Annotated in this window: 2 protein-coding genes; one reads left to right on the top strand and one right to left on the bottom strand. The window is 45.5% G+C overall.

Features of this window, described 5'->3' with window-relative positions; translation table 11 throughout:
• Window positions 1-5460, top strand: a 5460-nt coding sequence (locus SB752_RS29625) for a SpaA isopeptide-forming pilin-related protein (RefSeq protein WP_410719050.1), incomplete at its 5' end; no start/stop codon positions are given.
• Window positions 5461-5542: 82 nt separating this feature from the next.
• Here SB752_RS29625 and SB752_RS29620 read toward each other — a convergent pair.
• Window positions 5543-6496 carry an esterase/lipase family protein gene (locus tag SB752_RS29620; RefSeq protein WP_410719049.1) on the bottom strand — a complete coding sequence of 318 codons (954 nt, stop codon included), beginning with the start codon at window positions 6494-6496 and terminating at the stop codon, window positions 5543-5545.
• Window positions 6497-6592: the final 96 nt, after the last annotated feature.

The following is a 6592-nucleotide window of genomic DNA, read 5'->3' as shown; positions in this document are numbered from 1 at the left end:
CCAGGTAACACCCCTGATCCAGGTAACACCCCTGATCCAGGTAACACCCCTGATCCAGGTAACACCCCTGATCCAGGCACGAACCCTGACCCAGGCACGAACCCTGATCCGGGCACGAATCCCAATCCTGGAACTCCGAATCCCGCACCGGCTCCAGATCCAGCTCCAGCACCTCCACCAGCACCAGCTCCCGCTCCTGGCGACAACATCATCAAAGAAAACCTCATCACCGAAGTCGTCATTACAGATGAAGACGGGAATGACATTTCAGCAAATGACATTCGTACTGATCAAGGAGCACGTGTCAAGATTGACTTTAAATGGGTACTAGAAGCTGGACACAGCTATACCGACGGTGCGATGTTTACCTTCGAACTACCTGAAAAGTTTCAATTGGCCAAAGCGGAATCTGACGATCTTACTGGTGGGGTTGGAACGTGGGAGGTAACAAAAGACGGAGTAGTCACTCTCACATTCAACGATGATATTGAGGGCGGCGCACAAGTCGAAGGTACCTTCTTTGTGTGGAGATCCTTTGATGAAAGCAAATTTAATGGCGGCACAAAGCAGGAAATCAAATTCGATCTGGACGGAATCGCTCCCATTAAGGTTCATTTCAAAAGCAAAAACAACGGTGACTTAACAAAAAAGGGGTCTGCAAACAAAGTTTTCAACCCAAGCCAGATTGACTGGAAAGTTGATTTTAACCTGGATGAAAAATCGATCACGAACGCCGTTTTTACTGATAAACTTCCCGGCGGCTTGCAAATTGATTTAGCTTCTGTTGAAGTAATTGCTTTAGAGGTTCAGTTAGACGGCTCTGTTGTTGAAAAAGGAACGATAGACAAAACTGCTGAAATTCAAACAACTGCAGATGGCTTTCAAATTGACTTTGGCAGCATCAACAGCGCTTATCGAGTCAAATACACAACCAATATTACAGACAAAACTGACACGACCTACAAAAATGACGTAACGATCACTGGTGATGGTGGAGTATCCTGGACCGAAGATGACAGCGTACCCGTTCGCTTCAGCAAGCCATTAGCGAAATCATCCTCCTATGACGAAGCTACACAAATGATTACTTGGACCATTCAGTACAATTACAACGAACAAAAGCTTACAAAAACGGAAGCCTGGATTGAAGATAGCTTCACCAATACCCAAGAGCTTGCAGGGACATTTGAAGTGCATAAGATGACCATTGGTGCCAATGGCAATGGTACACGCGCAGGAAAGCTCGACGAGATTACCGATTATACGCTTACTCCTTCTGGCAATGGTTTTAGGCTAGATTTTAACGATCCAAACGGGATTGACTCTGCATACGAGATTGTTTATCAGACAAAATCCAAAGATCGTATTTACGGAGAAGCTACGATCTCGAATACGGTAACGATGCATAACCAGCAACCTGTAACAGACGATGAAACTATCAAGCAGCGCATTTTTGCCAAATACGCCAACGGAATAAACTATGCAAATAAGACGATTGAATGGAAAATTCTTCTCAATCGTGACAAGTGGCCGATGGAGAACGTTGTCATCAAGGACGTTTTCAAAGTAAATGGCAAAAGCCAAGGACTGACACTAAAAAGCTTAGACATCCCTGGGCTGACAGAAGGTCCCGATAATACTTTTGATTACACATTAACACCAGATGCTGACAACGAAGGCTTCACCCTGACGTTCCATAAAAAGCTTGAAACCAACTATGTCATTACTTACGCGACTTCTTTTGATCCTACAAGTATAAATCGTCCAAAGGATCAGTACCGAAACGAAGCGGGTCTGACATGGACAGACATGGATAGCAATCCGCACTCACTTACAGATTATGATATCGTGAAAATTGACAAATACACCACGAATAACGGTAACAAAGTCGGCTGGTATGATCCAAAAGACAAAACCATTACTTGGCAGATCGACATCAACTACAACCTCCACACCATTAATGATGCGCTGATTCAGGATTTCTTTTCAGCTAATCAATCCTTTGTTAACGGTTCTCTGGAAGTAAATGTATTAGAGCTGACTGGTGGATCAGATGGTGTCAAAATCGTCGGTGACCCCATTTCTCCAAAAAGCTTTGATCTAATTGGCACGAACGGATTTAAATTGGGACTCGGAGAAATCAATCGTGCTTATCGCATCAGCTATAAAACAAGCGTAGAGGGTCATCATGTGGTAGCCTCATACAGCAACGATGCTGCTTTGTATGATGGGGATAGCTCAACACCACCGCTCTATAAAGGATCAACCACAGTCAATCCTTCATACGGTGGAACATACATTCTCAAAAAAGGAGAGCAGGGTACGGGAGAATTTGAAGAGTTTGCTACGTGGACAGTAACGATCAATCCGAGCCAGTCTACTATCATTGCTGGTGCAGTTTTGACGGATGAGCTGTCGTCCAATCAAATTCTTCTAAAAGACTCGTTCAAGCTCTACTCTACTGTCAACGGCACATTAACCAAAGGCAGTGAAGTAAACCCAGATGATTACACACTGGTTGTAACAGGAAACAGCTTTACTCTGACATTCAAAAAAGAACTGAGCAGAGCCTATATACTGGAATACCAGTCCTTTATCAACGCTAACCACGGCGAAACGATCAGCAACAAAGCCAAGCTTGCTGGTGCAGCCCAAGATGGTCAAGAGAAAAGTGATGAGGGCAGCTTTAAAGTCATCATGTCAGGAGCTGGCGGTGGCGGAATCGTTCCTACAGGTGATTTCAAAGTCATGAAAGTAGACGGTGACGGAAAGCCATTGGACGGGGCTATGTTCGCTCTCTACGACAAAAAAGGGGACACGCTGATTAAAGAACCCGTTTCAACTACAAATGGCGAAATCATCTTCTCGAACCTGAAACTGAAGACCTACACACTTAAAGAAATATCAGCTCCATCCGGCTATTTGATCGATCCGGTGTACCAAGCCGGTAAAAAAATTACGCTAACCCAAAAGCCAGCTGGCCAAGTAACCTCGGATGAGGTCGCTTGCGAAGATATTCCGGGTACGGGTATCGTTTGCACAACCTCACCAATTACAAACAAACTGCTCCGTCAAGGATTCGAGTTTACAAAGGTCGATGATGATACAAAAGCAACACTCGACGGTGCTATTTTTGAGCTTCAGTTTAAAGACGGCAACGGAACATTCGTAAAAGTTAAAGAGTACACTACTGTTGGCGGAAAAATTGCTGATAGTGAACTGACGCCAGGCATGTATCAGTTAGTAGAGACGAAAGCACCAAAGGGATACAAGCTCGACCAAACTCCGGTTCCATTTGAAATTAAAGCAGATCAAGTAGAAATCGTTAGAGATACCATTGCTAACAAAATCTATAAGGGCACTGTTGAGCTGGGGAAGGTTGACTACTTCACAAAAACCCCTCTAGGTGCGGGCGTTACCTTTGATCTCTATGATAGCAATAACAACAAGGTTCATAGCGATTTGAAAACTGATTCAAGCGGTAAGATCGTAATCAATGACTTACCAGCAGGCAGCTATTCTCTCCGAGAAACAAGTACGCTTCCTGACTACCAGTTGGAAACAGCACCTCTTCCTTTTGACTTCAATGAAGAAATCGCAACGGTAACGGCTGCAGGTGCATTAGAGCTCAAGCTCACTGTTCCCAACAAATTGATTCCAGGTTCTGTCAAACTGGTCAAATTCAGAGATGGTTATCCAAACCACAAACTGGAAGGTGCCGAATTCTCCATCTACGATAAAGAAAAAGATGGAAATATCGTGAAGGATCAGGACGGCAAGGAATTGAAAGGTCTTACAACCGATAAAAACGGCGTCATTTTGGAAAGCAAGCTGAATCCTGGTGACTATTGGTTAGTCGAAACAAAAGCGCCAGCAGGCTATGTACGAGACAGCAAGCCGATTCCTGTTACAATTGAAAAAAGTCAGCAGCAGCTCATTGAAATCTTGGTGGCAAACAAACCCGCCACAGGCCCAGTTATCCCACAACCAGGCTTCGAGTATATCAAAGTCGATGCTGACAGCCCTGACAAAAAGCTGGAGGGCGCAGTTTTCAACCTCGAGCGCAAAACCGGGGATACGTTCACTCTTGTAAAAGAGCTTACTACTGACTCCAACGGAAAAATCTCTGATCGCAATTTGGAGGCAGGCATCTATCGTCTAGTAGAAAAAAAAGCCCCTGCCGGCTACAAGCTGGACGATACACCTGTCGAATTTGAAATCAAAGACAAGCAGACAGAAAATGTGGCAGGTACCATCACTAACAAAATCAATAAAATCTACCTCACCACTCTTGAGCTTTCGAAGGTAGACTACTACACCAACAAACCTCTTGGTGAAGGCGTCACTTTTGATCTGTACGATAGCAAAGGAACCAAGGTGCACAGCGATTTGACTACTGACGCAAAAGGTAAGATCGTTATCAACGATTTGCCAACAGGAAGCTACCGTCTCGTTGAAACCAAAACCCTTGCTGACTACCAGCTGTCAAAAGAGCCGCTGCTCTTTGATCTGAATGAAAAAGTAGCCGAAAAAACGGAAGAGGGTACGTTAAAGCTCAAGCTAACTGTTACCAACAAATTGATTCCGGGCTCTGTCAAGCTGATCAAAGTAAATGCAGAGTCTCCAGATGAGACACTGGAAGATGCCGTATTTACTCTCGAGGACGAAAAAGGAAATACCATCGAAAGTGGACTTACGACCGATCGCAATGGTGAACTGACAGTAACTGATCTCAATCCTGGAAACTATCAGTTCATCGAAACCAAAGCACCAAAAGGCTACGAAAAGGATCGTACTCCGATTCCATTTACGATTGAGCGGAGCCAAAAAGAAACAGTAGTGAAGACGGTAAAAAATAAGAAATCCACAGGCAATCCGGGTGGTCCTGGACCAGGCGGACCTGGAGGGCCTGACACCCCAGAGAAGCCAGAGAAACCCGAGAGACCGGATAAGCCAGACAAACCAAGCAAGCCTGAGCAACCTGGCAACCCTGAGCAACCTGGGAATCCTGGACAACCTGGCAATCCTGGACAACCTGGACAACCTGGTAATCCTGGACAACCTGGTAATCCTGGACAGCCTGGCAACCCTGGACAGCCTGGCAACCCTGGACAGCCTAGCAATCCTGGACAACCCGGAACTCCTGGACAACCCGGAACTCCTGGACAACCCGGAACTCCTGGACAACCTGGAACTCCTGGACAACCTAGCAACCCAGATCAATCTAACAACGCTGGACAAACAAACAATGCCGGACAAACCACCACACCAAGCGGTTCTGGCAACCCTTCAGATGCTGTAGCTTCCAACAACGCGAATAATAACAGCAACATAGCTCCTACTCGGAATGTTTTACCGAAAACGGGTGAGGAAGCAAATGTAGGTATTCTTATTGCCGGAATTGCTTCCATTGCTATTGGTATCACCATCCTGCTTTATCGCAGAAAAAGAAACGCGTAATACGCGAAGAGGACTATCATCAGGGTCATTCCTGAGATAGTCCTCTTTTTCCACTTCATTATGAAAGGATTGGTGATGTGCTTTACCGCTCCAGAACCTGCCTGAGAATCGACTCACTTTTATATAAAATATCCAAATGCGTCGCCTGCACCACGTATTTTTCACCGATCATGGCAAAAACGCTGCTAGCCATCACGTTCCCGTCTCCAAAGTTGCTATTGATCGAACCGACTGCCCTGCCATCCACCCATCTTTTTGGAGAAAGAGACGGAACGGTTTGCAAATACTGAATGGTTTCATGACCGACCCCGGCAATTAAGGTCACCGCGATGTCTCTATCCCATATGAGGTCCATCGTGCTGTTCAGCTGATCCGAAAAATGATTTTGTACAACCATACTGCTGTATGGAACGACGGTTTCCATTCCATCTTGCTTCTCCAGCAAATAATCTCCATAGGCATAGCCTGGCGCCAAATCAATCAAGCTGGGAAAATGCTTTTGTACGGCCTCTACCTTGTTGCGGGGAATACTTTTCTCCAAATAAGCCAAGTACACATTCATGTACAGCTCCACGACATTCTTTTTAGGCGAAACGGTGCGAGGCAGCTTTCCGCCAGCCCAGTAACAGTAGCTGACCGGTGAGCCTGCATTAGGCGTAGCCAACATAAGCAATTGATCTACGTCACACAGATAGTTCTCCCCTTGAACGTACGCCCTCGAAACAAGCCCACCCATGCTGTGACAAATCAGGTTCACTTTGCTTGAACCCGTAGTTTGCTTCGCCCATTCGATCGTAGGTTCTAAATATTGTTCTGCACAGTAAGCAATCGGCTGTCTCCAGTCATAAAACGCGATAAATAGCTGTTCGCCCTGTCGGTAGCCCATCTGCTCCAATATGCGAATAAACGGTTCATAGGCAGTTCGAGCAAAACCAAAATTCCAATTCCCTGTCCCCGGAATAATCTGATTGCTCATTGAGCCAAACAATCCCGGAACAAAGACGATCGGTGTTTTTTCTGGGAGATAGGTGTCCATCGTGTAGTTCCTCTCCATCAAATTACTCTCTAGTCTTTGCCTATTCTAGGGCAGCTTGGCTGGTTCCACTCACTTCGTTTTCGAATCTATTTGAAC

It is taken from the genome of Brevibacillus sp. SIMBA_040, assembly GCF_046535075.1.
GTDB lineage: Bacteria > Bacillota > Bacilli > Brevibacillales > Brevibacillaceae > Brevibacillus.
This window is presented reverse-complemented; position numbering and strand designations above follow the sequence as displayed.